A 25,177-nucleotide genomic window follows, 5' to 3' on the forward strand; every position below is an offset into this window, starting at 1 on the left:
CCTGACGCCCGTGGACAGCCGCCCCTCCCACGTCGAGACCCAGCCGGAGCTGACCTGGGTCTCGCAGGCATGGAGGCTCGCGCTCTGCCTCGTCTACTCCTCGGTCGTGTGGTCGTCCGTCGCCGAGATGGAGTGGCACGACTACCGGCACTTCTTCTTCATCGAGCTCGCCTTCGGCGCCCTGGCATTCGTCCTCGTCGGGTTCCGTCGGCGCGCGCCCGTGCCCGTGGCCGTGGCGGTCGCCGGGCTCAGCGCGTTCTCCGGCGTCGCCTCCGGGCCGGGGACGCTGGCCGCGGTGTCGGTCGCGACGAGGCGCGACTACCGCGAGGTGCTGCTGGTCGGGAGCGCGAACGTCGTCGCGACCCAGGTCTGGCTCACCATCGCGCCGATCGAGGACCAGGAGTACCTCGTCACGACGCTGGTCAACCTCGCCGTCAACATCGGCGTGATGGGCTGGGGCCTCTACATCGGGTCGAGGCGCGAGCTGCTCTGGAGCCTGCGCGCGCGTGCCGAGCGCGCCGAGCTCGAGCAGGAGCTGAGGGTCGCCCAGGCCCGGTCCACCGAGCGCGCCCGGATCGCCCGCGAGATGCACGACGTGCTCGCGCACCGGATCAGCCAGGTCTCCATGCAGGCGGGTGCCCTCGCGTTCCGCGACGACCTCGAGGCCCCGCGCCTGCGCGAGGGGCTGGGGCAGATCCAGGGCCAGGCCAACGACGCGCTGCACGAGCTGCGCGACGTCCTCGGCGTGCTCCGCGAGGACGACGAGGGGCCGGCGACGGCGCGCCCCCAGCCGACGTACGACGACATCGCGGCGCTCGTCGCGGAGGCACGGTCGCTCGGCCTCGGGATCGACTACTCCGACGACGTCGACCCCACCCACCCGGTGCCGGCCGCGACCGGTCGCACCGTCTACCGCATCGTCCAGGAAGGGATCACCAACGTGCGCAAGCACGCTCCGGGGTCGCGGCTCGCGATCACCAGCAGCGGAGACCAGCGAGCCGGCATCACCGTCCGGCTCTCCAACCCCCTCAGCACACGCGGCACGTCCGCTCCCGGTGCCGGGCTCGGCCTGATCGGGCTGCGCGAGCGCACCGGCCTGCGCGGCGGACGGCTCGAGCAGAGTGCCGAGAACGACACCTTCGTGTTGGAAGCGTGGCTACCGTGGTCGGCGTGATCCGCGTCCTCCTCGTCGACGACGACCCGCTGGTCCGGTCGGCGCTGTCCCTCATGCTCGGGGGCCAGCGCGACATCGAGGTCGTCGGCGAGGCCTCCAACGGCGAGGAGGGCCTCGACCTCGTCACCGAGCTCGAGCCCGACGTCGTGCTGATGGACATCCGGATGCCTGTGATGGACGGCCTCGAGGCCACCCAGGTCCTGCACCAGCGCCCGGAGCCGCCGCACGTGGTGGTGCTGACGACGTTCGACGCCGACGACCACGTGCTCCGCGCCATCGCCTCCGGGGCCGACGGGTTCCTGCTCAAGGACACCCCGCCCGGTGACATCGTCAGCGCGATCCGCACCGTGGCCGCGGGCGACGCGATGCTGTCGCCCTCGGCGACGCGCAGCCTGGTGTCGCGGCTGCGCAGCACCACGTCGTCCGACCGGGTCTCGACGGCCGCGGACCGGCTCACGGTGCTCACCGAGCGCGAGCTCGAGGTGGCGGTGTGCGTGGGACGCGGGCTCAGCAACTCCGAGATCGCGAGCGAGCTCTACCTGTCGGTGCCGACGGTGAAGTCGCACGTGTCACGGCTGCTGACCAAGCTCGACAGCACCAACCGGGTGCAGGTCGCGATGGTCGTGCACGACGCCGGGCTCGTCTAGGGCCGACGGCTCGGACCACGGCTCGGACTCCGGCCCGGATCCCGGCCCGGATCCCGGGCTCAGATCTCGTAGGTCGCGCCGGCCCGCGCCAGCTCGAGCGGTCCGTCCCACTGGGTGCGGGCCTCGGCCTCGGCGTCGGCCTCGTCGTGCCACGGCGGGACGTGGGTCAGGACGAGCCGGCCGACGCCGGCCTTGGACGCAGTGCGACCGCAGTCGGAGCCGGTCATGTGGAGGTCGGGCGGGTTGTCGTCGGCGTCACGGAAGGACGCCTCGGCGAGGAGCAGGTCGGCGTCGACGGCGTGCTCGTCGAGCGCCGGGCACGGACCGGTGTCGCCGGAGTAGACGAGCGTGCGGCCGCCGACGGTGACCTTCAGCGAGAAGGCCGCGACGGGGTGGACGACCTCGCGCGGCTCGATCCGGAACGGGCCGACCTCGACCGCGTCCTCGCCGGCCCAGTCGTGGAAGGCGAACTCCTCGGTCATGCCGGGGTCGAGGGGCAGGTCGTAGGCGCGCGCCATCCGCTCGGCCGTACCGGCGGGACCCCAGACCGGGATCTGCGGCTGCGGGCCGGTCGGGTGGTACTTGCGCATCACGTAGTAGCCGCAGAGGTCGAGGCAGTGGTCGGCGTGCAGGTGGCTCAGCAGGACCGCGTCGATGGTCAGCGGGTCGGCGTAGCGGTGGAGCTGGCCGAGCGCGCCGTTGCCGAGGTCGAGCAGGACCCGCCAGGTGCGGCCGTCGTGCTCTGCCTCGAGGAGGTAGCAGCTCGCGGCGGACTCCGGGCCGGGGTAGGACCCCGAGCAGCCGACGATGGTGAGCTTCACGCGAGACCCCCTGCGAACTGGGACGCACCGAGCAGCTCCGAGCCGAGGAACCGGCGACCGATGGTCGCGAAGTCCTCCGGGCTGCCGGTCGTCGAGAAGGTGTAGGCGGCCTCGCCGTCGACCCGCATCAGGCCGGTGCTCGCCAGCATCTTGTAGACGTCCTTGGCGCACTCCTCGGCCGAGCTGACCAGGGTGACCTTGTCCCCCATGACGTAGGAGATGACGCCCGTGAGGAGCGGGTAGTGGGTGCAGCCGAGGATGAGGGTGTCGACACCGGCCTCGACCAGCGGGTCGAGGTAGTCGTGCGCGGCGGCCATCAGCTCGTCGCCCCCGGTGACGCCCTGCTCGACGTGGTCGACGAAGCGCGGGCACGCCCGGATGTGGACGTCGAGGTCCGGCACGGCGGCGAAGGCGTCGTCGTAGGCCATCGAGCTCGCGGTGGCGCGCGTGCAGATGACACCGACCTTGCGGTTGCGCGTGGCGGCCGCGGCCCGGCGGGCGGCGGGCAGGATCACCTCGACGACGGGTACGTCGTAGCGCTCGCGGGCGTCGCGGAGCATGGCCGCGCTGGCGGAGTTGCACGCGATGACCAGCGCCTTGACGCCCTGGTCGTAGAGGTGGTCGAGGCACTCCAGCGCGTACTCGCGGACCTCGCCGATCGGCTTCTGGCCGTAGGGCTGGCGCGCGGTGTCGCCGAGGTAGAGCACGGACTCGTGCGGGAGCTGGTCGATCACCGAACGGGCGACCGTCAGCCCGCCGAAACCGGAGTCGAAGATGCCGATGGGGGCGTCGGCGTTCGTCGCGGTCGAGGGGGTCGGCACAGGCAGCAGGCTAGGCGCTCGGGCCGCCACCGGTCACGCCACCACGAGCGTCGGTCCGGTCACACTCCCGACTCGCCGGCGTGGACCGCGACCCATCGCATCAGGGGCACGAGGTGCGCGGCGAGCTCCTGCCCGGCCGGCGTCAGGGAGTACTCCACGTGGGGCGGGACCACCGGCTTGGCGTGGCGCTCGACGAGGTCGTCGGAGGCCAGCGTGCGGAGGGTCTGGGCGAGCATCTTCTCGCTGACGCCCTCGGCGCGCCGGCGCAGCTCGCTCCACCTCAGCGGCTCGCCCTCGGACAGCGCGAGCAGGACGAGCACGCCCCACTTGCTCATCACGTGGTCGAGCAGCACCCGGCTCGGGCAGTCCTGGGAGAAGACGCCGTCGGGGAAGTAGTCGCGGAGCTCGTCACTTACCTTCATGCCAGTACCTTACTTCAAAGTGGGTACTAACTTCTGGGAAGCATCAGGAGGGACCGCTCGTTGGCCCGGTCGACAGGCACGACCGACACCTCACGAACAGGAACTCCCATGACCACCTACCTCGTCACCGGCGCCAGCGGACACCTCGGCCGGCTCGCCGTCCAGGCCCTCCTCGAGCGCGGCGTCGCCGCCTCCGACGTGGTCGCGACCGCCCGCGACACCGCCGCGATCTCCGACCTGGCCGACCTCGGCGTCGAGACACGGACCGCCGACTACACCGACCCCGCGTCGCTCGAGCAGGCCCTCGCGGGCGTCGACCGCGTGCTGCTGGTCTCCTCCAGCGCCGTGGGCGAGCGCGTGGCCCAGCACGCCAACGTGATCGAGGCCGCGAAGAAGGCCGGCGTCGAGCTGCTCGCCTACACGAGCATCACGCGCGCCGACACCTCCACGCTCGCGCTCGCCGACGAGCACCGCGCCACCGAGGGGCTGCTCGCCGCGTCCGGGCTCCCGGTCGTGCTGCTGCGCAACTCCTGGTACCTCGAGAACTACACGGGCCAGGTCGCCACCGCGCTCGAGCACGGTGCCGTCCTCGGTGCCGCCGGAGAGGGTCGGGTCAGCGCGGCCTCCCGCGCCGACTACGCCGCCGCGGCCGCCGCCGCGCTGGTGGCCGACGACCAGGCCGGCCAGGTCCACGAGCTCGGCGGCGACACCGCCTTCACCCTCGAGGAGTACGCCGCCGCGCTGGCGGCCGCGTCCGGCACCGAGGTCGTCTACCGCGACCTCCCCGCCCCCGACTACACCGCCGTCCTCGTCGGCGCGGGCCTGCCCGAGCCGTACGCCGCGGTCCTCGCCGACTCCGACCTCGGGATCGCCCGGGGCGAGCTGCGCACCGACTCCGGCGATCTGTCGCGGCTCATCGGTCGGCCGACGACCTCGCTCGCCGACGCCGTGGGCGCCGCGCTGGCCTGAGGCTGTCGGTGACGGGAACAGAGGCGGGTTATCGTCGCGCGGTGCAGACCCGAAGCCCGCTCGCCGCCCTGCTCGCCTCCGTCCTCGTCACCTTCACGGGTGCGCAGGCCCTCGCGGTCGTGCCGGCAGGGCACGACCGTCCCGCCGCACCGGCGGCGCGCGCGGCCGAGTCGGACGTCACCTCCGTGGTGGCGATATCGCTCGACGGCCTCAACCCGACGGCGCTGACCCGCCTCGGCCGCGCGCGCACCCCGTACCTCCACGACCTGATGGACGCAGGCGCCTCCACGCTCAACGCCCGCACCGAGCACGAGCTCACCATCACCCTCCCCAACCACACGGGAATGGTCACCGGGCGCCGGATCCAGGCGTCGACGGGCGGCCACGGCGTGACCTGGAACGATGACCGCCGGCGCCCGGCCACCGTCCAGGCCGCCGCGGGAGGTCCCGTGGAGTCGGTGTTCACCTCCGTCCACGGGTCGGGCGGGTCGACGGCACTGTTCGCGAGCAAGACGAAGTTCAGCCTCTGGAAGCGCAGCTGGCCGGCGAGCATCGACCTCACGCGCATCCGACTCGACAACACCGTGCTCACCCGCGCGGTCGTCCGTGACATCCGCCGCGAGGACCGCGAGCTGCGCTTCGTCCACCTGTCCCTGCCCGACAACGTCGGGCACGAGCGCGGCTTCATGTCCCGGGCCTACCTCCGGGCGGTCGAGCAGGTGGACGGACTGGTCGGCCAGATCGTCGACTCCGTCGAGTCCGACCCCACCCGTGCAGGCAGCACCGCGATCATCGTGACGTCCGACCACGGCGGCCGCGGCGCGTCCCACTCCGACGCCCGGAGCATCGAGAACTACCGGATCGCCTTCATGGTCGCCGGTCCGGGCGTCGACGCGGGTGCGGACCTCTACGACCTCAACGACGACTACAAGGACCCCGGCAACCGGCGTACGACCTACGACCAGCGCCGCCAGCCGGTGCGCAACGGCGACGTGGCCAACCTGGCCCTCGACCTGCTCGGGCTGCCCGCCGTCCCCGGGAGCGAGCACAACTTCCTGCAGGACCTCGACGTCTCAGCCACCGAGTGATCCACTGACCCGACGTGTGACGACCGGCGCACGCGGGCGGGACGAGGGAGAGCACCATGACGAAGCCGAGGCTGCTGCTCGTGGCGCTCGTGGCCGGATCGCTGCTGGCGGGACTGCCGTCGGCAGCGCCCGCGTCGACGGGGAGGGCCCCGGCGCCCGAGGTGCTGCCCGACCCTGCGGCGGCAGCCGCCGTGGGATGGCCTCCGGCCCCGCCGACGCAGCTGGTCATCGACACCGCCGGCGCCCCCATCTCGCGTGAGGACTACGTGCCCGGGTCGGTCACGCTCGACGGCATCACCCACGTCACGGAGGTGCGCGGGCGCGGCAACTCGACCTGGGGCTGGGCGAAGAAGCCCTACAAGCTCAAGCTCGAGGACGACGCCGCGCTCGTCGGCGACGTGCCGCACGACGAGTGGGTCCTGCTCGCGGGCTACGGCGACCGCAGCGCCCTGCGGACCGCGGCGGCGTTCGCGATCGCGGCGCAGACCCGGCTGGCGTGGACGCCGAAGCTCCGCTTCGTCGACGTCGTCCTCAACGGCCAGCCGCAGGGCCTCTACCTGCTCACCGAGCAGGTGGAGGAGGGCACGGGCCGTGTCGACCTGCCGAAGGACGGCTTCCTGCTCGAGGTCAACCGGCGCTACCTGCGTGACGACGAGCCGGGCTTCCGCACCCGGCGTGGCACGCCCGTCGCCTTCAAGGACCCCGACGAGGTCACCAAGCGCCAGCGCCGCTCGGTCCACCGTGCGGTGTCGCGCTTCGAGAACGTGCTGTGGAGCCCGTCGTTCGCCGACCGCAGGCGCGGCTACGCCCGCTACATCAACGTGTCCCGGCTCATCGACTGGTACCTCGTCGAGGAGCTCTTCGCCAACCAGGACTCCAACTTCCAGTCCAGCGTGAACTTCAGCTGGTCGCCCGGGCAGCGGTTCGTCATGGGGCCGGTGTGGGACTTCGACCTCAGCGCCGGGACGAAGTGGAAGACCACCAGCTCGCCGACCGGCTGGTACACCCGCACCGGCACGCACTGGGTGTCGCGGATGCTCCAGGACCCGGCCTTCGCGCGCCGGGTCAAGAACCGGTGGTACGAGCTGCGTCCCGCCGTCGACCTCGTCCTGTCGCAGCTCCGGACCGCCTCCGCCACCCTCGGTGCGAGCGCGGACGCCGACTGGCAGCAGTGGCACGCGGACGGCAGCGACCTCGAGTGGACCCGACGCGCGCAGTCGCGGGCGGGTGAGGTCGACTTCCTCGCGAGCTGGCTCGGCACGCGGGCCCAGTGGCTCAGCCAGAACGAGGTGCGGGTCGCCGACGTGCGGATCCCGACGACCGAGCGTGCGCGGACCGTGTGGGTGCCGGTCGTGCTCCACTCCCCCGCGACAGCTGCGGTCGACGTGCCGTGGACCGTCACCGCGCTCAAGAAGGCCGAGCCGGGCGTGGACTTCGTGGCAGCGCAGGGCACGCTGACGTTCCAGCCGGGCGAGCGTCGCCACTACGTGCCCGTCCAGGTCCTCGACGACAAGCGCACCGAGGGCCGGGAGCTGGTCCACGTCGAGGTCACCGGCGCCAGCGGCGACGTCCTCCTGGGCTCACCGTCGACGGCGATCGTCGCGATCGCCCGCAACCGCAGGTAGCCACCGGCGGTCAGCGGCGTACGGCGGCGGCCTCCCACTCCAGCGGCCACGGGTTGAAGGAGCAGCCGCCCGTCCCCTTCGACTGCTGCATCATCACCGGCGCCCGGCCACCGCCGCTGCACGTCGCGTGGCCGCGCCCCAGCCAGTGCCCGGTCTCGTGGTTGACGACCATGTGGCGGTAGTCGCGCAGCGACCTCCCGGCCGCGTTCCACGCCGGTGACGCGTGCTGCCAGCGGGTCTGGTTGATGATCACGAACCGCCCGACCCGGCACGACCACCGCGTCGAGCACTGCGAGGAGAACGACGGCACCGCGCCCGCCACCGACAGCACCAGCGTGAAGTCGCCGCCCCGTCGCACCCGCCGAAACTCGACTCCCCCGGCCCGCCACCCGCGCGGGTCGTCGTACGTCTCCTGCGCCTGGCGCCTGAACAACGCCAGCGATGCACTCGTCCGGCCGCGGGTGACGACGGAGTAGGTCACCCGCCGGGTGACCGGGATCGCGTATCCCTCCGCCGTCTGCTGCGGGGGCGTGGGTGTCGTACGCCGGTGCGTGGTCGCGTCGTCGGGAGCTGCGCGGCCCGGCGTCGCGAGCAGGACGGTGAGCAGCGACGTCAGCAGCGCTAGTCGGACGACCCGGGGCATGGGGGGAGCCTAGGTGCCTCCCGTCCCGTTGTCGCGGTCGATCGACACAGGTCCCCGCGACGATCGGGCCGACCATGGCGGTCGGCCCGATCGAGGGGTCGGGCGTCTCAGCGGAGGACGCGCACGGTCTTCACCACGAGGTCCTGGCCGATGCGGACCCCGATGTTCCAGCGGGGCCGGTTGCCCATGGACTCCGTGAACGTGACGCCGAGGGCCCAGCGGTTAGGGCCGGCACGGTGGAACGGCACGTTGCCACCGACGGGCCGCTTCGGGGTCGTCGCCGCGAACACGTAGGTCGGTCGTGTGCGTGCCGAGACGAGCACCGTGTAGGTGCGACCAAGGCGGACCACGTGCTCGCCCGAGACCGTGCGCGCACCGACGATGGTCACCGGCGTCGAGCGGGCGACCACCCGCTTGCGGGTGCGGTTGCCCGCCTCGTCGGTCGCGGTGGCGACGTAGACGATCTTGGCGCCGCGGACCGTACGGCGGACGGTGCAGCGGTCGACCCCGGAGAGGCGGTCTGTGGCGCGGCAGCGGGCGTCGGGGCCGCTGGCGAAGTAGGTCGCACCGGCTCGGACCCCGGGGATCCGGACCTTCGGGCCCGCCCGGTCGATGTCGACGGAGACCGTGGCGGTCGCGGCTCCGCCGTCCGCAGCCACGATGGTGCGGGTGACCGTCCGACCTGCGCCGTCGGCCGAGAGCTTCACGGGCTGCGGGCAGGCCCCGGTGAGCGGAGCCGAGGTCGCGGCGCACTCGAACGTGACAGTGACCGGAGTGCGGTACCAACCGTTGCGGGCACGCTCACGGCTCGAGGTCGTCGCGGTGATCACGGGGTCGCGGCGAGCCGTCGAGGCCGACGAACCGCTGAAGCTGGAGTCGCCGTCGTAGACAGCACTCACCCGACGCTCGGCACCCGCGGCGACCGCATGGGCCAGCGTGGCGCGGCCCGCCGACAGGGTGGCCCGGCCGACCTCGGTGCCGCCGACCAGGAACCGCACGACGCCGGTCGGGGTGCCGGCGCCCGGTGCGACCGGCGCGACGGTGGCGCTCAGGGCGTCACCGCCGACCACGACGGTGGTGGTCGTCGCGGCTGGGCTGACGGTCAGGGTCACCGGAGTGGCCGTGGAGCCTGTGTAGGTCTCGGGGTCGTCGGGGGTGAGGACCGCGCCCACGGCGTGCGCACCGACGGGGAGGCCGCCGATGGTGAGATCGGGGCTGCGGATCTCGCTTCCCGCGCGCAGGGTGACCGGAGCGCCGACCGGCTTCCCGTCGAGCGTGAACTGGACCGACCCGGCGGAGGTGCCGGAGGTGGTGGCGGTCGCGGTGACCGCCTGGCCGGACACGACGCTCGGGGTGCCGAGGGAGACGACGGTGGAGGTGGCGACGAGACCGACGGCCACCTCCTGGGTGGCGGTCGGCGCGGCCGTGTAGTCGGCACTGCCAGCCTGGTCGGCGGCGATCACGCAGGTGCCGGTGCTCTCGAGGGAGACCACTGCCCCGCTGATCGAGCAGACCTCGGGGCTCCGGACCGAGTAGGCCACGGGCTGGCCGGAGGCGCCTCCGGTCGCGGAGACCGGGTAGGAGTCGCCGATCGCGGCACCGGCGGGCGGCACCGAGGTGAACGTGATGGCCTGCGGGCCCCGGGCGACGGTGATGGTCTGGGTGGCGGTCGGGGCGGCCGTGTGGCTGCCGTCGCCCGCCTGGTCGGCGGAGACGACGCAGGAGCCGGCGTGCTCGAAGGCGACCGTGCCGGTGGAGCTGACGCTGCAGGCCGTGCTGGTCGTGCTGAAGGTCACCGGCTTCCCGGAGCCGCCACCGGTCGCGGTGACCGTGTGGGTGCCACCCACGGCGGCGTCCGACGGCACGGCGGAGGTGAAGGTGATCGCCTGGCTCGACAGGGCGGCGATCACCGTCAGGACGCCAGTGCCAGACAGGGAGTACACCTGGCGGGTGACGGGGTCGATCTCGATAGCGCTCTGGGCGGGACCCACCGGGACCGTCGCGACGAGGGTGGAGGTCGCACGGTCGACCACCGACACGGTTCCCGGCGTGCTGTTGGAGACGTAGAGCGTGCCCGACGCCTGGTCGATCGCGACGTCGCTCGGCTGGACACCGGCTGGCAGGTTCCCGACGACCGCAGCATCCACGGCCGAGATGTCGACGATGCTCATCGTGTTGCGGTGGGCGACGTACGCACGATCGGCCACCGGGTCGACCGAGACCGTGGTGGGACCGTCGAAGGCGAGCAGGTCGTCGATGATGGTGGACCCGGCGACGGTGCCGAGCCTGCCGCCGAACAGCGTCGAGGCGTAGGCCCGGTGCGTGGTGGGGTCGACGTCGACGGCCCACGGACGGCTGCCGAGGTAGCCGGTGACGTTGATGGTCGCGGGCGTGACGGTCGGGTCGACGACCGCCAGGTTCTCGCCCCCCGTGAAGTTGGCGACGTACACCAGGTGGGTCGTCGGGTCGACCGCGACGCCGCGGGGGTTGCTGAAGCCGGGGATGGTGCGGACGAGTGTGTGCGTCGTCGTGTCGATCACCGACAGCGAGTTGCTCGCGCTGTTGCTGACGTAGGCGCGCCTGAGCTCGGGGTCCACTGCGACCCGGAACGGCTGTGCGCCCACGGGGACCACCGCGGTGACCTCGTGGGTGTCGAGGTCGACGACCGACACGACGTTCTGCGCCGGGTGGACGACGTAGGCCGATCGACCCACCGGGTCGATCGCCATGCCATCGCCGGCCGCGCGGCCGAGGTCGATGGTGTCGACGACCTGGTAGGTCGTCGCGGCGTGGGCGGGAGAGGACCAGGCGATGGTGAGGACGCTCGCGAGCAGCGCCCCCGTCACCGATCCTGCGATCCAGCCGGACGGCTTGGTGATGTTGATGAGAGGACCCTTCGATCAGAACGGCGACCCGATGCCGCCGGGACCGAACGATTCCAGCAACGTGCGGGTCCTGTCCGGGCTTCGCGGACATCGGTGCCGACTCGCCGCTCGAGGGACGCGAGCGTGCCTGTGGCCCCGCCTACGTGTGGTCAGGCGGGGTGTGGGGCGGGGTCATGGTCGTGCGGGCGGCTCGGGCTCGATCCGACTGGTCCCTGATCTGTCGCGTCGGAACTGGTGGCCGTGGGGTGAGGTCCATTCGAAGACGCCGGGCTGGGTCATGGCGTAGTGCCAGGTGGTGAAGGTCTTGAGCCGGTGGTGGGAGCGGCACAGGCAGGCGAGGTTGTCGGACTGCGTCGGTCCGGGTTGGTATCTGCCTTCTGCTTCGGCGTCGTGGTCGTACGCGGTGACGTGGTCGATGTCGCAACCACGGGCGGGTCTCGTGCAGTGCGGGAAGACGCAGGTGCGGTCGCGCAGGATCACCTGCTCGCGGATCCTGGCGGGGATCTCGTAGCCGGGTGCGCTCAGGTTCTGGTTGAGGTCGATGACCGGCTTCACGGTGATCGTGGTGCGGGAGTCGCCGCACCAGGACTGGAGCTGTTCGAGGAAGAGGAGCTTCTGCCGGTTCTCCATCCGTCCGGTGGGACCGAAGACCGTCGTCTCCTCGACCATGTCTGCGTCGAAGTGGGCGTGCAGCACGACTTCTCGGGCCGCCGGAAGGTTGGGGAGGTCGGGTCTCGATACGCCTCCTCGTTCCTCGTCGGCCACTCGACCACCCGAAGAGAAGGCGGTGGCGGCGAGGTCGAGGGCGGTCTGGGTGCGGGCGAGGTTGCCGAGGGCCTTGGCGCGGCGGACGTCGAGGGTCTCGGTGGAGCCGAGGGCTTTCTGAGTCGCGGCGTCGTGGGCGAGGGCGTGGTCGAGGTCGATGCCGTCGGCGAGGTCGAGGTCGGCCTCGACGTGGATGGTGCCGGCGAAGTGGACGTCCTGGTCGTGGACGGTGACGTGGCGGGGGTCGACGTACAGGTAGCCGTCGTCCGGGTCAGCCGCGGGACCAGGTGCAGCGAGCTGGAACCGCTTGATGGCTTCTTGGACGAGGCGGTCGAGCTGCGCGACACCGACTCGTCCGGCGACCGCACTGACCTGGTCGTCGACCCAGCTCGCGGCGTCACGGGTCAGCGAAGGAACAGAGTGGATGGTCGCCTCCGCGACCGACCGCGCCCGCCACGCCGGCACCATGCCGGCGTGGACCTGGTGCCAGAGCCTGGGGAGGCGGTGGCGGAGCTCGAGGGCGTGCCCGATGAGCTTCTTCGCAGCGGTCGTGCTGATGCCGAGCACGGCGCCGAGCTCGGCGACACAGAACTCCGCGACCAGCGGGCAGCCCTCGCCGGCGATCGGCTCCTCGTGCTCCGAGCCGGGGGTGGTGAACGCTGCGGCGAGGTGGATCGACTCGGGTGGGTGGAGATCAGCCCACCGGGCGGCGATGTCGAGCTGGCGTGCGGCGGCGGCGTTCTCGGTGTCGCGCTCGGAGCGAATCGAGGCGAGCAGGGCGGAGGCGGTGAGGTTGTCGACCTCTGCCTCTGAAATCACTGCCAGCGCTTCGCTCATGTGTTCGATTGTAGGCGACGGGTCCGACAGCGGCCATGGTCGGAGGTGCGAGGTTCGGTCAAGAGTGGGTCTGGTCTCGTGACGGGCGCCAGGGCGCCCTCCTCGACCGACGGCGACCAGCTACTCGCCTTGGTTTCAACACGCTCGCTGGCGCTCGCTGCTCAACCAGCGGCGGAGGCAAGCGCTGGACGCCCGGCTCAACCAGCGGCGAGGTGGGACTCAGGCCCAGAGCTGGCCGTCGAGGCGGTCCTCGGCCTCGTCGACGGTGCCTTCGTAGGCGCCGGTGGAGAGGTACTTCCAGCCACCGTCGCAGACCACGAAGGCGATGTCGGCGCGCTCGCCGGCCTTCAGTGCCTTGGCCGCCTGGCCGAGGGCGGCGTGGAGGATCGCGCCGGTCGAGATGCCGGCGAAGATGCCCTCCATCTCGAGCAGCTCGCGCACTCGGCGCACGGCGTCACGCGGGCCGACGCTGAAGCGCGAGTCGATGAGCGAGGCGTCGTAGAGCTCGGGGACGAAGCCCTCGTCGAGGTTGCGCAGGCCGTAGACGAGCTCGCCGTAGCGCGGCTCGGCGGCCACGATCCGTACGTCCGGCTTGGCCTTGCGGAAGAAGCGGGAGACGCCCATCAGCGTGCCGGTGGTGCCGAGACCGGCGACGAAGTGGGTGATCTCGGGGAGGTCGGCGAGCAGCTCGGGTCCGGTCCCCTCCTCGTGCGCGAGGGCGTTGGCGTCGTTGCCGTACTGGTAGAGCATCACCCAGTCCGGGTGCTCCCCCGCGATCTTCTTGGCGACGCGGACGGCCTCGTTGGAACCGCCGGCGGCCGGCGAGGAGACGATCTCGGCGCCCCACATCCGCAGCAGCTGACGGCGCTCCTCGGAGGTGTTCTCCGGCATCACGCAGACGATGCGGTAGCCCTTGAGCTTGGCGGCCATCGCCAGCGAGATGCCGGTGTTGCCGCTGGTGGGCTCGAGGATCGTGCAGCCCGGGCGGAGGGTGCCGTCCTTCTCCGCCTGCTCGATCATCCTGAGCGCGGGCCGGTCCTTGATGGAGCCCGTCGGGTTGCGGTCCTCCAGCTTCGCCCAGATGCGGACGTCCGGGCTCGGCGAGAGCCGCGGGAGGCCCACCAGCGGCGTGTTGCCGACGGAGGCCAGCAGGTGGTCGTAGCGGGTCACTGGCCGCCGGCGACAGCCGGGAGCACGACGACCTGGTCGCCGTCGGAGAGCTCGGCCTCGAGGCTGCCGATGAAGCGGACGTCCTCGTCGTTGATGTAGACGTTGACGAAGCGGCGCAGGTCGCCGTCGTCGATCAGGCGGTCCTTGATGCCGGGGTGGTTGGCCTCGAGGTCGTCGATGAGAGCGGCCAGGGTGCTGCCGTCGGCCTCGACGGACTTTGCGCCGTCGGTGTAGGTGCGCAGGATGGTCGGGATCCGGACCTCGATGGCCATCAGGGGGTGCTCTTCTCTGTAGGCGTGATCGTGACCTCTTCCTCGGTCACGACTCCGTCGATGATTCTGTAGGACCTGAACTCCACAGGCCCTTCACTATTCCCGTGCTCGCGTGTGCTGACCAGCACGTAGTGCGCGTGCGGCTCGCTGGCCAGCCCGATGTCGGTGCGACTGGGGTAGGCCTCGGTGGCGGTGTGCGAGTGGTAGACGACCACCGGCTCCTCGTCGCGTGCGTCCATGTCCCGGTAGAGCCGGAGCAGCTCGGTGGAGTCGAACTCGTAGAACGTCGGGCTCCCGGCGGCGTTGACCATCGGCACGAACCGCTCGGGACGGTCGCTGCCCTCGGGACCCGCGACGACCCCGCACGCCTCGTCGGGGTGGTCGCGCCTGGCGTGCGCCACGATGGCGTCGTACAGCTCCTGCGTGATGCTCAGCACGTGGCCAAGGGTAGGTCGGAAAACGAGGTGGCCCGGCCACGTCTCAGGACATAGTCTCGACGTCGAGAGACTTTGTGCGGAAGAACCCGCCCGCGAGAGGAACAGATGTCGCTGAGCGAGACGACGGCACCACTGACCCGGCGGGGCATCCCCGTCGAGCGCGACCTGCGGGTGCTGGCACTCGGCTCGTTCGCCAACCGCTTCGGCGCCGGCGCGGTGATGACCACCAGCGCGCTGTACTTCACCCGCCAGGTCGGCTTCTCCGCGGCGGAGGTCTCCTTCGCGATCGCCGCCTCGGCGATCGTCGGCATCCTCGTGCAGGTTCCGGCGGGCCACCTCGGCGACAGCCGGGGCCCGCGCAAGGCCCTCACGCTCTTCATGGTGGGCGCCGCGCTCACCAGCGCACTGCCCGTCCTCGCCCGTACGCCGTGGCAGCTGGCGCTGCTGCTCGGCCTGCTCGCCCTCTTCGAGCGGTCGGCCGGCTCGGTCCAGCAGGGCGTGATCGCGCAGCTCGCGACGGGCGGGCGCGGCGTCCTGTTCAAGGCCTACCTGCGCGCCGTGACCAACACCGCGATCGGCCTCGGCTCGGTCTTCGGCGGCGCCGCGCTGGTGATCGACGAGTCGTGGGCCTACGTGTCGGTGTTCGTCCTCAACGCGGTCTTCACCGGGTTCGCGGCGTGGAACACGACCCGCCTGCCCGACCTGCCGGCGTACGTCCGGGGCGAGGGCGAGCCGCGCCTGGCCGTGCTGCGCGACTGGCCCTACGTCGCCGTCGTCGCGCTGACCGGGCTCTTCTCGCTGCACTTCTTCGTGATGGAGCTCGGGCTCGCGCTCTACATATCCGAGCGCACGTCCGCGCCGCCGGTCATGGTCGCGATCCTGCTCATCCTCAACACGGCCTGCGTCGCGCTCTTCCAGGTCCGGCTCTCACGCCGCGCCGACTCCGTCCAGGCCGGCGCGCGGGCCCTGGTGCGGGGTGCGGTCTGGATGGCCGTCGGCTTCGCGATCATCTCGCTGGCCGACCGGGGCGACGCCGAGTTCGCGATCGCCGTCCTCGTGGTCGGCTCGCTCGCCCACGTCGTCGGCGAGATGATCGGCTCCGGCGGTCAGTGGGGCCTCCAGATGGGGCTCGCCCCGCACGAGCGGCAGGGCCAGTACCAGGGCTTCGCCGGCCTCGGCTTCAGCGTCGTCTCGGTCGTCGCCCCGCCCGTCGTGACGCTGCTGTGCGTGCAGATGGGCGAGACCGGGTGGCTCGTGCTCGGCGCGCTGATGCTGGCCGTCGCGCTCGTGTCGGTGCCGGTCTCCCGCTGGGCGCTCGCCTCGCGCGAGCGCTACGGCGTGCTGTCCCACTCCGGCTAGGCGCCTCAGGCCCGGATCGCCGCCGGGATCCCGTCGGAGAAGACCTCGGGCGTCGAGGGGAACGACTCCGACTCCCCCAGCGCGTGGCGCACGGCCGTCCAGGCTGCCGCGCACGCGTCGAGCAGGTCGTCCTCGCCGAACCCGGCGCCGCGGAACCACGGCGGCGCGACGATCCCGTGCGCGGCGAGCACCTCGCGGCGTACGCGCACGCCGTCGGCGTCCTTCTTGCGCTCCAGCACGGGTGCACCCGCCATCCGGGTGAAGCTGAGCTCGGGGTGGACCTCGATCACCTGGGCGCCGGGACGACCGCGCACCCAGGCGTCGACCTGCAGGACCTTCTCGCGGAGCGCGTACGCCTGCGCGCTGACGCTGGTCCGACCGTCGGTCGCGGCGAGGTTGGCCGCCCGGCCGGCCTCGTAGGTCTCCGCCTCCAGGGCCGCGCGCACCGGGGTGGAGAAGATCGACGACGCCTTCCCGACGAGCACCTTCCGGGCCTCGGCGTCGGCCAGCCGGCCGCCGGCGTCCGGCAGGCCGATCGGGATGTCGATCGCGATCACCCGGACGTCGTGGGTCTCGCGCACCAGGGCGAGCAGGTCGGTGATCGTCGCGGCCGTGCGGACCCGGGGACTGAGGTCGGTGTCCAGCACGACCCCGACCCAGCCGCCCGGGCAGGCGTCCACGCCGAGCACCGGCGCCGGCGGGGCGAGCACCGGCGGCGGCTCGAGGTCGGACTGCCCGTCGGGCGCGACGAAGCGCGCCTCGCGCTCGCTGCTGAGCGCGGCACCGATGCGGGCGACCATCTCCTCGCTCATCGGCGGCAGCCCGGAGACCGGCCACCACCGCACGTCGCTGGACTCGTCGTCGGCGACGTGGGCCTCCCCCTCGAGCCACGTGCAGGCGAAGGTGAGGTCGAGGTAGGTCGCCCGGTCGCCGTTGACGTGCAGGATCTCGCCGTGGACCGCCGTCGAGGCGAGGCGGTCCACCCGGATCCGCACGCCGGTCTCCTCCATCGCCTCACGCGCCGCGGCGACGGCGGGCTCCTCCCCCGGTTCGGGGATCCCGGTCACCGGCGTCCAGCGGCCGTTGTCGGAGCGCCTGACGAGCAGCACCTGGTCGCCGCGCCGGATCACCGCGGTGACGCCGGGCAGCCACAGCGGGTCGTGCCCGATCTTCCTGCGGATCTCGACGACGAAGTCGGGGATCGGGCTCACGGCGCCGCACTCATGAGGTCAGCGCCCCGACCACGGTCTCCTGGAGGTAGCCGACCCACTCGTAGATGTCGTGCGCCTGCGCCCGGGGGTCGTCGTCGGGCAGCGAGTGCCAGTAGTCCTCGTCGTCGGCCTCGATGCCGAGCCGGGTCGCGAGCGCGAGCCGGATGTCGGTGAAGGCGCGCATCCAGGTCTCGGCTTCGCCGGCGGTCAGCTCGACGTCGATGACCAGCCCGTCCTCGGTGAGCTCGGGCGGCAGCCCGGCGTCCTCGAGGGTGTCGATGATCAGGCCGGCGGCGGCGGCCTTGCCGTCACGGAGGCCGCTCTCGGTGAAGCGCCGGAAGTCGGAGGCCGCCTCCTCGTCGTCGAGGTAGGCCGTCGGGAACAGGCGGGCGAGCACCGGGTCGTCCGGGATCGTGGTCGCCCCGGAGAACTCCGTCATCAGCACCTCGAACGGGTCGTCGGCCGGGGTGGCCGGCTCGGCGCGCTCGTTGCGCAGCAGCTCGACCATCTGCGAGGCCAGCGAGCGGAGCAGGTCGGCCTCGAAGCCGGAGAAGGTCGCGATGACCTTGCCGGACTTCCGGTGCCGCTCGAAGCCGCTCACGGCGCACCCCACGTGACCGCGTGACGGTCGAAGTCGTCCTGGTCGGTCCACACGGGCACGACGCAGAAGACCAGCCCGCCCGGGTCGCCCATGACGGCCCAGGTGTCGTGGCGGGTCGTCACCGAGGCGCCGAGGGACTCCAGCCGCGCCACCTCGGCGTCGACGTCGTCGGTCTCGAGGTCGAGGTGCACCCGCGGCGGCGTCCCGGCGCCGGTGCGCTGCAGCTCGAGCGCGACGTTGCCCGGGAGCCGGTCGAGCGCCTCGTACTCGGGCGACTCGTTGACGGTCCGGTGCGAGCCCCGCGCGGCGGCCCAGAAGGCGGCCGCGGGCTCGAAGGACTCCTCGGGGTGGTCGATCATGACCACGGAGATGCGGGACCGGTGCACTACGACGCCTTCTCCATCGTCGCCCAGAGGCCGTACTCGTGCATCGCCTGCACGTCGCGCTCCATCTCCTCGCGGGTGCCGGTCGACACGACCGACTTGCCGTCGGTGTGCACCTCGAGCATCAGCTTCTCGGCCTTCGCCTTGTCGTAGCCGAAGTACTTCTGGAAGACGTAGGAGACGTAGGACATGAGGTTCACCGGGTCGTCCCACACGAGCGTCACCCACGGCTTGGACAGGAAGGTGATCTCGTCGGGAGCGAGGGTCGGCTCGACCTCTACGGGACTGGCGGCTGACACGAGCACCATCGTGGCACAGTACGGGTCGTGACGAGCTCAGCCCTTCTCACCGACCACTACGAGCTCACCATGGTGCAGGCGGCGCGCCAGGCCGGGACCGCCGACCGGCGGGCGGTCTTCGAGCTGTTCCCGCGACGGCTCCCGCAGGGCCGCAGGTACGGCGTCGTGGCCGGCGTCGGCCGCGCGCTCGACGCGATCGAGGACTTCCGCTTCGACGCCGCCACGGTCGCCGCGCTCGAGGGCGTCGTCGACGCCGGCATGCTCGACTGGCTGGCGTCCTACCGCTTCTCCGGCGACGTCTGGGGCTACGCGGAGGGCGAGGCCTACTTCCCCCACTCGCCGCTCCTCGTCGTCGAGGGCACCTTCGCCGAGGCCGTCCTGCTCGAGACGGTGCTCCTCTCGATCTACAACCACGACTCGGCGATCGCCTCCGCCGCCTCGCGCATGACCCTGGCCGCGGCCGGACGGCCCTGCATCGAGATGGGCTCGCGCCGCACGCACGAGGAGGCGGCCGTGGCCGCCGCGCGGGCGGCGTACGTCGCCGGGTTCGACGCGAGCAGCAACCTGGCCGCGCGGGTCCGTCACGGCGTCCCCTCGACCGGCACCGCCGCCCACTCGTTCACGCTGCTCCACGACGCCGAGGCCGACGCGTTCCGGGCGCAGGTGCAGACGCTCGGCGTCGGCACGACCCTGCTGGTCGACACCTACGACGTGGCCGAGGCCGTCCGCCTCGCGGTCGAGGTGGCCGGCACGGAGCTCGGAGCGGTGCGGCTCGACTCCGGCGACCTGGCCGAGGTCGCCCGCGAGGTGCGCGCGCAGCTCGACGACCTGGGCGCGACCTCGACGCGGATCGTCGTCACCAGCGACCTCGACGAGCACGCGATCGCGGCGCTTGCGGCGGCCCCGGTCGACGCGTACGGCGTGGGCACGCAGCTCGTCACCGGCTCGGGCCACCCGACCTGCGGCTTCGTCTACAAGCTCGTCGCCCGCGAGGGCGACGACGGCGAGATGGTGTCGGTGGCGAAGAAGTCGAAGGACAAGCTCTCGATCGGTGGCCGGAAGTACGCCCTGCGCCGCCGGTCGTCGGACGGGGTCGCCGAGGCCGAGGTGATCGGCATCGGCGCGGCTCCCGAGGACGACGGCGACGACCGCGCGCTGCTGGTGCCGCTGGTCGAGTCGGGCGAGGTCATCGGCCGCGCGAGCCTCGACGACGCCCGCGCCCGCCACCGCGCCTCGCTCGCCGAGCTGCCGCGCGCGATCACCCAGATGTCCGCCGGCGAGGCCGTGATCCCGACGCTCCACCTCGAACCTCGCTAGCCTGAGCGGATGGCACGAGCCTTGATCGTGGTCGACGTCCAGAACGACTTCTGCGAGGGCGGGTCCCTCGCGGTCGCCGGCGGCGCCTGCGTGGCCGCCGACATCGGCGACCTGCTGCACCGGTGGTCGTCGCAGGTGCCCGGCGCGCCGACGTACGACCTCGTGGTCGCCACCAAGGACCACCACGTCGACCCGGGCGAGCACTGGTCCCTGAAGCCCGACTTCGTCGACTCGTGGCCGGTGCACTGCAAGGTCGGCACCGAGGGCGCCGGCTTCCACCCCAACCTCGACCCGCAGCCCTTCGACGAGGTGTTCTTCAAGGGCGAGCACGAGGCCGCCTACTCCGGCTTCGAGGGGCGTACGACGACGGGCGACGACCTGGCCGGCTGGCTGAGGACGCGCGGCGTCGACGAGGTCGACGTGTGCGGGATCGCGACCGACCACTGCGTCCGCGCCACGGCGCTGGACAGCGCACGCGAGGGCTTCGACACCCGCGTGCTGACGGCGCTGTGCGCCGGCGTCGCCGAGGAGACGACTGCGGCAGCCATCCTCGAGATGACCGCGGCCGGCGTCGAGATCGCCTAGCGGCGGACAGCCCTCAGCACCACTTCCCGGTGACCGTCCGCAGCACCTTGATCGTGCGGGCGGTGCCCTGCCCGAGAGCCTTGAACTCCTTGCTCGCCAGCAGCTTCGAGGTGTGGATGTTGCCGTCCAGGAGGACGTAGGCCGCCCGCCCGTCCACGACGATCCTCTCCCCTGCGTGATCCAGTGCGTGGGCAGCCTCCACGGCGGCCGCGGTCGGTGCCGTCGCGTAGAGCGTCACGTAGTGGTTGCCGACGTCGCCCTCGTGGCCGTCGTGCAGCTCCTCGCCGCGCTCGGTGAGCGCCGCCAGGTCCCGGGCCGTGAAGACGATTGTGGGGACCTCGAAGCCGGCATCGGCGGCGTACGCCTCCTCCAGCGCGGCCTGCACCTTGGCGACGGACCGCGCCGCGTGGGTCAGCCGGACGTTGCCGGTGTTGATGTAGGTCTCGACGTCGGACCCGCCGGCGGCCTCGGTCGCGGCCTTGATCGCGTCCTTGGGGAACTTGCGCGTCGCGCCGAGGTTGATGGCGCGCAGGAACGCGACGTAGGTGGGCATGCCCCGATCATGCCGCCCGGCGCCGAAGTCGGCGCGGTCTAGGGTGGTGCACATGTTCCCCCGAAGCCTGGCCACTGGAATCAGCGTCGCTGCCCTCGCCCTCGTCGCGGCGGGATGTGCGAAGGACGACACCACCACGACCACCGAGTCGGGCATCTCGCTCGTGAAGGACGGCACGCTGACCATCTGCACGCACCTGCCCTACGAGCCCTTCGAGTTCACCCAGGGTGGCGAGGTCGTGGGCTTCGACCCCGGCGTGCTCGAGATCGCCGCCGAGGCGGAGGGGCTCGACACCGAGGTCGTCGACGTGGCGTGGGAGACCATCACGACGGGCGAGGCCCTCAACACGGGGCAGTGCGACGTCGCGGCAGGCGCGATGACGATCAACGACGAGCGGGCTGCCGTCATGGACTTCACCGACCCCTACTTCACGGCCACCCAGGCCCTCATGACCAAGACCGGGTCCGGCATCACGTCGCTGGAGGACCTGGCCGGCAAGAAGGTCGCGGTCCAGGACGGCACCACCGGCGCCGACTACGTCCGCGAGAACGCACCGGCGGACACCGAGGTCATCTCCTTCGAGGACTCCTCCCTCATGCAGCAGGCGGTCCTGACCGGCAAGACCGACGCGGGCGTGAACGACAACGGGCTCCTCAACTACTTCGTCAGCGAGAACCCCGAGGTCGAGGTGGTCACCGAGTTCGAGACCGGCGAGGAGTACGGCTTCTCGGTGAAGATGGACGGCAACGACGACCTGCTCACCGCGATCAACGACGCCATCGCGAGCGACGACTACGACACCGTCTACGAGAAGTGGTTCGGCACCGCGCCCACGCAGTGAAGCCCTGCCCACTCGACGAAGGTGACGTGAGTCCATGGCCAGTCCCCGCCAGCGCGCCGCCCGGTGGCGCTACGTCCAGTACGCCGTCCTCGTGGTCGTGCTGCTCGCCATCCTCCTCGTCGCCGACTGGGGCCAGATCCAGCGCGCGTTCTGGAACTGGGAGCTCGTCAAGGAGCAGTTCCCCCGCGTCCTGACGGTCGCGCTGAAGAACACGCTCATCTACACCGCGTGCGGGTTCGCCTTCGGTCTGCTGCTCGGCCTGGTGCTGGCGTTGATGCGGCTCTCCAGCGTCGGGCCCTACCGCTGGCTCGCGACCGGCATCATCGAGCTGTTCCGCGGGCTGCCCGCACTGGTGGTCTTCATCGCGCTCAGCGTGGGCTTCAACCTCGCCTTCCCGGCCTACGAGATCCCCTTCGGCAACCTCGGCGTCGTGACCCTCGCCCTCGGCCTCGTCGGGGGCGCCTACATGGCCGAGACCATCCGCGCCGGCATCCAGGCCGTGCCCAAGGGCCAACTGGAGGCCGCCCGCTCGCTCGGGATGTCACACGGTCGCGCCATGGTCAGCGTGGTGATCCCGCAGGCGTTCCGCATCATCCTCCCGCCGCTGACCAACGAGCTGATCCTGCTGACCAAGGACTCCTCACTGGTCTACATCCTCGGTCTCTCGCTGTCGGACTACGAGCTCACCAAGTTCGGCCGCGAGGGCATGAACTCCGCCTCCAACCTCACCCCGATCATCGTGATCGGGCTGTGCTACCTGTTGATCACGGTGCCGCTGTCGGTCGTCGTGCGCCGCATGGAAGCCCGCGCCGAGAGGGCCCGCTGATGACCACCCCCACCCCCGCCACGCCGACCGATCGTTCCACCGCGGCGATCGACGTCCAGGACCTCCACAAGTACTTCGGCGCCAACGAGGTGCTCAAGGGGATCGACTTCCACGTCGGCAAGGCCCAGGTGGTCTGCGTCATCGGACCGTCGGGCTCCGGCAAGTCGACCCTGCTGCGCTGCGTCAACATGCTGGAGACCCCCACCAGCGGCAAGATCTTCGTCGAGGGTGCGGAGATCACCGATCCCGACGCCGACATCGACAAGCTGCGGGCGCGGATCGGGATGGTCTTCCAGCAGTTCAACCTCTTCCCGCACATGACGGTCCTGCGCAACCTGACGATCGCGCAGGAGAAGGTCAAGGGACGCAAGAAGGATGAGGCGGTCCAGATCGCCCGCTCCACCCTGGCGAAGGTGGGGCTCTCCGAGAAGGAGTCGGCCTACCCCGCGCACCTGTCCGGCGGCCAGTCGCAGCGCGTCGCGATCGCCCGCGCTCTCTCGATGAGCCCCGACATGATGCTCTTCGACGAGCCCACGTCCGCGCTCGACCCCGAGCTGGTCGGCGACGTGCTGGCCGTGATGAAGGACCTGGCCTCGGAGGGCATGACCATGATGGTCGTGACCCACGAGATGGGCTTCGCGCGCGAGGTCGGCGACAAGCTCGTCTTCATGGACGGCGGCGTGATCGTCGAGGAGGGCGACCCGCGCACCGTCCTGGCCGACCCCCAGCACGAGAGGACCCAGTCGTTCCTCTCGAAGGTGCTCTAGCCGGTACGGACCGCGCTCAGCCCCGCTTGCACTGGCTGGGAGGCGTCACCTTGTTGTCGAAGATGTACTTCGGCGGCACGATGCCGCTGCCGTCCTGCGAGGCCTGGAGCGTCATCGTCCACCAGCCCGCGTCGCGAGTGTCGACGTTGTTGCGCTGGCCCTTGGGGAGCTTGCGCCACATGCTGTTGAGGTCGACACCGACCTCGACCAGCGGGCCGTGGGGTGCGAAGAACGCACTCGCCTCGGTGTCGTAGGGCACGTTGGCGAGGGCCGGGACCAGGCCGCGGGGCAGGCCGGGCTTCACGGCCTTGAACCCGATGGCCACGGAGACGTCGTCGCCGTCGGCCTCGATCGCGCGGGCGGCCGGGAAGGGCCACCTCGGGTCGAAGTCGGTCGGCAGCGCCCACGAACGCTCGAGGTCCGAGGTGATCTCGGACCAGCAGTCCGCGGAGTTGGGCCCCCACAGGTCGCTGTTGAAGTAGGTGCGGTCGTTGATCACGAGGTAGTCGACCTGCTCGTCGGAGCCGCCGCGCTGCTGACGGAGCGAGAGCTCGCTGTAGCCCGTCGACGGGCTGTAGCGCCCGTCGATCCCGACGATCATCTTCCCGCCCTTGTCGGGGTTCTTGGTGAGCAGCTGGCCGTGCCACTCGATGACGCCCATCTTGTCGACCTGCGAGACCATCGCGCCGAGCTTCTGCCCCAGGAGCTGGGAGTCCTCGGTCTTGGTGGCGGCGGCGGTGCCGGAGCCACCGCACCCGGTCACGGTGACGAGCAGGCCGACGCCGACGGCGGCGGCCCAGACGGCCTTTCGACTGCGTGCCACGGTGGTTCCCCGATCGGGTCAGAGGGCGAGCGCGATGCCCGCACCTTCGCGAGCGTAGGGACGGCCCCGAGCCCGTGTCAGAGGAATCGACATTCTGCTTTGTCAATGTTCATGCAACCATCCAGTCCCGCGCGGCGCTCACCACGGCCTCGGTGAGGTCGGCGACGAGCCCCGACCCCAGCCGCCAGTGCTGCCAGAACAGCGGCACCTCCGGGCGTCGGCCGGGCACCAGCTCGACGAGGTCGCCGCGCTCGAGCTCGTCCGCCACGTCGGACTCGGGCAGCAGCCCCCAGCCCATCCCGACACGGACCGCGCGGTCGAACTCGCGCACGGAGGGCAGGTACGTCACCGGCGGCGCGAGGTGGCGACGGGTGACCCTGCGGACGAAGTCGTGCTGCAGCGAGTCGCTGCGGTCGAAGGCGATGATCGGCGCCTCGGCGAGGCTCGCCGCACCGACGCCGTCGGCGAAGTGCCGCGCGTGGAAGTCGCGCGTCGCCACGGCGGCGTACCTGAGCCGGCCCAGGCGCACCACCCGGCAGCCGGGCACCGGCTTCGGCTCGCCGGTGATGGCTGCCATGACCTCACCGCGCCGCAGCCGCTCCGCCGTGCGGGTGTGGTCCTCGCGCACGACCTCGAAGACCACGCGGTGCCGGGTCTGCACGTCGGCCAGCGCATCGACGAACCAGCCGTAGAGGGCGTCGGCGTTCACCGCGATCGGCAGGGAGGTGTACAACGTCGACTCGTCGTCGACCTCCTCGACGAGCTCCGCGACCGCCTCCCGCTCCAGCAGCTCGGTCTGGGTGGACAGCCGGACGAGCACCAGGCCGGCCTCGGTCGGCTCCAGCGGCTTGACGCGGTGCAGCAGGACGCGACCGATCCGGGTCTCCAGCGCCTTGATCCGCTGGCTCACCGCGGACGGCGTCACGTGGAGCTCGCGGGCCGCTGCCTCGAAGGTGCCGAGCCGCACCGCGACGGCCAGTGTGCGCAGGGCCACAGGGTCCAGCTGAGTGAGGTCTTTCATACTTAGAGATCCTAA

Annotated in this window: 26 protein-coding genes and 1 pseudogene; 11 read left to right on the forward strand and 16 right to left on the reverse strand. The window is 71.5% G+C overall.

The annotated features are described in order from the left end of the window. The first annotated feature begins 10 nt into the window (after positions 1 to 10). Both BLV76_RS22960 and BLV76_RS22965 read left to right on the forward strand, forming a co-directional pair. The gene (locus BLV76_RS22960) at positions 11 to 1,174 is read left to right on the forward strand and encodes a sensor histidine kinase (protein WP_245734485.1); all 1,164 of its coding nucleotides are present in this window, start codon (positions 11 to 13) and stop codon (positions 1,172 to 1,174) included. Continuing rightward, positions 1,171 to 1,821 (forward strand): response regulator, encoded by a 651-nt coding sequence (locus tag BLV76_RS22965; protein ID WP_245734486.1) that lies wholly within the window; start codon positions 1,171 to 1,173, stop codon positions 1,819 to 1,821. Before BLV76_RS22960 ends, BLV76_RS22965 begins: the two co-directional genes overlap by 4 nt. Positions 1,822 to 1,880: 59 nt before the next feature. Here the strand turns inward: BLV76_RS22965 and BLV76_RS00935 are convergent, their stop codons facing one another. Genes BLV76_RS00935 through BLV76_RS00945 form a run of 3 tightly spaced genes read right to left on the reverse strand, consistent with a single transcriptional unit; the run spans position 1,881 to position 3,885 of the window. Next, on the reverse strand, positions 1,881 to 2,642 hold the full coding sequence (locus BLV76_RS00935) for an MBL fold metallo-hydrolase (RefSeq protein WP_090967444.1): 762 nt from the start codon (positions 2,640 to 2,642) through the stop codon (positions 1,881 to 1,883). Then, positions 2,639 to 3,469 (reverse strand): glutamate racemase, encoded by an 831-nt coding sequence (gene murI / locus BLV76_RS00940; RefSeq protein ID WP_425433739.1) that lies wholly within the window; start codon positions 3,467 to 3,469, stop codon positions 2,639 to 2,641. The genes BLV76_RS00935 and murI overlap by 4 nt, the downstream gene beginning before the upstream one ends. Positions 3,470 to 3,522: 53 nt before the next feature. Beyond that, positions 3,523 to 3,885 (reverse strand): winged helix-turn-helix transcriptional regulator, encoded by a 363-nt coding sequence (locus tag BLV76_RS00945; RefSeq protein ID WP_090967446.1) that lies wholly within the window; start codon positions 3,883 to 3,885, stop codon positions 3,523 to 3,525. 108 nt (positions 3,886 to 3,993) lie between these two features. On the opposite strand from BLV76_RS00945, the gene BLV76_RS00950 reads away from it, so the two are divergent. From BLV76_RS00950 to BLV76_RS00960, 3 genes are read left to right on the forward strand one after another with little or no spacing between them, the layout of a single operon-like run. Then, on the forward strand, positions 3,994 to 4,854 hold the full coding sequence (locus tag BLV76_RS00950; RefSeq protein WP_090967447.1) for an SDR family oxidoreductase: 861 nt from the start codon (positions 3,994 to 3,996) through the stop codon (positions 4,852 to 4,854). Between the two features lie 41 nt (positions 4,855 to 4,895). Then, positions 4,896 to 5,942, forward strand: coding sequence for an alkaline phosphatase family protein (locus tag BLV76_RS00955; protein WP_175539513.1), 1,047 nt, complete (start codon positions 4,896 to 4,898; stop codon positions 5,940 to 5,942). Positions 5,943 to 5,998: 56 nt separating this feature from the next. Beyond that, entirely contained in the window at positions 5,999 to 7,567 is a 1,569-nt protein-coding gene (locus BLV76_RS00960; protein WP_090967449.1) for a CotH kinase family protein, read from the forward strand. Positions 7,568 to 7,577: 10 nt separating this feature from the next. Here BLV76_RS00960 and BLV76_RS00965 read toward each other — a convergent pair whose 3' ends face one another. The 6 genes from BLV76_RS00965 to BLV76_RS00990 all read right to left on the reverse strand — a co-directional run bounded on the left by BLV76_RS00965 (position 7,578) and on the right by BLV76_RS00990 (position 14,576). Beyond that, positions 7,578 to 8,210 carry a DUF3152 domain-containing protein gene (locus BLV76_RS00965; protein ID WP_090967450.1) on the reverse strand — a complete coding sequence of 211 codons (633 nt, stop codon included), beginning with the start codon at positions 8,208 to 8,210 and terminating at the stop codon, positions 7,578 to 7,580. A 107-nt stretch (positions 8,211 to 8,317) separates the two neighbouring features. After that, positions 8,318 to 11,056, reverse strand: a complete 2,739-nt coding sequence (locus BLV76_RS00970) for a YncE family protein (protein WP_090967451.1) — start codon at positions 11,054 to 11,056, stop codon at positions 8,318 to 8,320. A gap of 210 nt (positions 11,057 to 11,266) precedes the next feature. Beyond that, positions 11,267 to 12,697 (reverse strand): HNH endonuclease signature motif containing protein, encoded by a 1,431-nt coding sequence (locus BLV76_RS00975; protein ID WP_139306422.1) that lies wholly within the window; start codon positions 12,695 to 12,697, stop codon positions 11,267 to 11,269. 219 nt (positions 12,698 to 12,916) lie between these two features. Continuing rightward, a complete protein-coding gene (locus BLV76_RS00980; RefSeq protein WP_090967453.1) occupies positions 12,917 to 13,867 on the reverse strand; it encodes a PLP-dependent cysteine synthase family protein in 951 nt (316 codons plus the stop codon). Further along, positions 13,864 to 14,139: a MoaD/ThiS family protein gene (locus BLV76_RS00985; RefSeq protein ID WP_090967454.1), complete on the reverse strand. Its 276-nt coding sequence runs from the start codon at positions 14,137 to 14,139 to the stop codon at positions 13,864 to 13,866. The genes BLV76_RS00980 and BLV76_RS00985 overlap by 4 nt, the downstream gene beginning before the upstream one ends. Beyond that, positions 14,139 to 14,576, reverse strand: a complete 438-nt coding sequence (locus BLV76_RS00990) for a M67 family metallopeptidase (protein WP_090967455.1) — start codon at positions 14,574 to 14,576, stop codon at positions 14,139 to 14,141. Before BLV76_RS00990 ends, BLV76_RS00985 begins: the two co-directional genes overlap by 1 nt. A gap of 105 nt (positions 14,577 to 14,681) precedes the next feature. On the opposite strand from BLV76_RS00990, the gene BLV76_RS00995 reads away from it, so the two are divergent. Next, positions 14,682 to 15,935 carry an MFS transporter gene (locus BLV76_RS00995; RefSeq protein WP_090967456.1) on the forward strand — a complete coding sequence of 418 codons (1,254 nt, stop codon included), beginning with the start codon at positions 14,682 to 14,684 and terminating at the stop codon, positions 15,933 to 15,935. A 5-nt stretch (positions 15,936 to 15,940) separates the two neighbouring features. Here BLV76_RS00995 and BLV76_RS01000 read toward each other — a convergent pair whose 3' ends face one another. Genes BLV76_RS01000 through clpS form a run of 4 tightly spaced genes read right to left on the reverse strand, consistent with a single transcriptional unit; the run spans position 15,941 to position 18,438 of the window. After that, positions 15,941 to 17,146 (reverse strand): DUF429 domain-containing protein, encoded by a 1,206-nt coding sequence (locus BLV76_RS01000; protein WP_090967457.1) that lies wholly within the window; start codon positions 17,144 to 17,146, stop codon positions 15,941 to 15,943. 10 nt (positions 17,147 to 17,156) lie between these two features. Further along, positions 17,157 to 17,747, reverse strand: a complete 591-nt coding sequence (locus tag BLV76_RS01005; protein WP_090972155.1) for a DUF2017 domain-containing protein — start codon at positions 17,745 to 17,747, stop codon at positions 17,157 to 17,159. Next, positions 17,744 to 18,133, reverse strand: a complete 390-nt coding sequence (locus tag BLV76_RS01010; RefSeq protein WP_217630220.1) for a VOC family protein — start codon at positions 18,131 to 18,133, stop codon at positions 17,744 to 17,746. The genes BLV76_RS01005 and BLV76_RS01010 overlap by 4 nt, the downstream gene beginning before the upstream one ends. Then, positions 18,133 to 18,438, reverse strand: a complete 306-nt coding sequence (gene clpS / locus BLV76_RS01015; protein WP_090967458.1) for an ATP-dependent Clp protease adapter ClpS — start codon at positions 18,436 to 18,438, stop codon at positions 18,133 to 18,135. Before clpS ends, BLV76_RS01010 begins: the two co-directional genes overlap by 1 nt. Before the next feature lie 3 nt (positions 18,439 to 18,441). Between clpS and BLV76_RS01020 the strand changes: the two are divergent. Both BLV76_RS01020 and BLV76_RS01025 read left to right on the forward strand, forming a co-directional pair. Beyond that, positions 18,442 to 19,746: pseudogene (locus tag BLV76_RS01020) on the forward strand (nicotinate phosphoribosyltransferase); the annotation flags it as partial. 9 nt (positions 19,747 to 19,755) lie between these two features. Next, a complete protein-coding gene (locus tag BLV76_RS01025) occupies positions 19,756 to 20,331 on the forward strand; it encodes an isochorismatase family protein (protein ID WP_090967460.1) in 576 nt (191 codons plus the stop codon). Between the two features lie 13 nt (positions 20,332 to 20,344). Here BLV76_RS01025 and BLV76_RS01030 read toward each other — a convergent pair whose 3' ends face one another. After that, positions 20,345 to 20,884 (reverse strand): DUF1697 domain-containing protein, encoded by a 540-nt coding sequence (locus tag BLV76_RS01030; RefSeq protein WP_090967461.1) that lies wholly within the window; start codon positions 20,882 to 20,884, stop codon positions 20,345 to 20,347. Between the two features lie 52 nt (positions 20,885 to 20,936). Here BLV76_RS01030 and BLV76_RS01035 point away from each other — a divergent pair, with 52 nt between their 5' ends. From BLV76_RS01035 to BLV76_RS01045, 3 genes are read left to right on the forward strand one after another with little or no spacing between them, the layout of a single operon-like run. Continuing rightward, a complete protein-coding gene (locus BLV76_RS01035; protein WP_090967462.1) occupies positions 20,937 to 21,725 on the forward strand; it encodes a transporter substrate-binding domain-containing protein in 789 nt (262 codons plus the stop codon). A gap of 34 nt (positions 21,726 to 21,759) precedes the next feature. Beyond that, the gene (locus BLV76_RS01040; protein ID WP_090967463.1) at positions 21,760 to 22,551 is read left to right on the forward strand and encodes an amino acid ABC transporter permease; all 792 of its coding nucleotides are present in this window, start codon (positions 21,760 to 21,762) and stop codon (positions 22,549 to 22,551) included. Further along, a complete protein-coding gene (locus BLV76_RS01045) occupies positions 22,551 to 23,318 on the forward strand; it encodes an amino acid ABC transporter ATP-binding protein (RefSeq protein WP_090967464.1) in 768 nt (255 codons plus the stop codon). The genes BLV76_RS01040 and BLV76_RS01045 overlap by 1 nt, the downstream gene beginning before the upstream one ends. 16 nt (positions 23,319 to 23,334) lie before the next feature. On the opposite strand, the gene BLV76_RS01050 is transcribed toward BLV76_RS01045, so the two are convergent. After that, positions 23,335 to 24,141 carry a hypothetical protein gene (locus tag BLV76_RS01050; protein WP_090967465.1) on the reverse strand — a complete coding sequence of 269 codons (807 nt, stop codon included), beginning with the start codon at positions 24,139 to 24,141 and terminating at the stop codon, positions 23,335 to 23,337. A 109-nt stretch (positions 24,142 to 24,250) separates the two neighbouring features. After that, positions 24,251 to 25,162, reverse strand: coding sequence for a LysR family transcriptional regulator ArgP (locus BLV76_RS01055; RefSeq protein ID WP_090967466.1), 912 nt, complete (start codon positions 25,160 to 25,162; stop codon positions 24,251 to 24,253). Positions 25,163 to 25,177 lie beyond the last annotated feature (15 nt).

Origin of the sequence: Nocardioides exalbidus (assembly GCF_900105585.1) — a bacterium.
In the GTDB taxonomy this organism is placed as follows: Bacteria; Actinomycetota; Actinomycetes; order Propionibacteriales; family Nocardioidaceae; genus Nocardioides; species Nocardioides exalbidus.